Origin of the sequence: Streptomyces beijiangensis, assembly GCF_017315755.1 — a bacterium.
GTDB lineage: Bacteria > Actinomycetota > Actinomycetes > Streptomycetales > Streptomycetaceae > Streptomyces > Streptomyces beijiangensis.
In genome coordinates, this window is sequence record NZ_JAFLRJ010001122.1 from 1 (window position 1) to 224 (window position 224).

Annotated in this window: 1 protein-coding gene; it reads right to left on the reverse strand. The window is 75.4% G+C overall.

The annotated features are described in order from the left end of the window. A partial coding sequence (locus tag J0695_RS40830) for a hypothetical protein (protein ID WP_206969846.1) occupies positions 1 to 203 on the reverse strand: 203 nt, incomplete at its 3' end. Positions 204 to 224 lie beyond the last annotated feature (21 nt).

Here is a 224-nt window from a genome sequence, read left to right on the forward strand (position 1 = left end):
GGGTCCGGCGGGCGGGTCGGGTTGCCGTCCTCGTCACGCGGGACCGAGTCGTTGAGCGCGCTCTGTTCGGCGTGCGTGGGGTGGGTTACGCCGCCGGGCGGAGTGGTGTTGCGCGTCGAGGACGCCGGCGTGTGGTGCGCGGGGGAGTCGGACTGCTGCTGCGGGATGTGCCCGTTGGGGGTGGCTGCGGCGGTGTGGGCCACGGTGTGCAGCGGGGGCGGCAC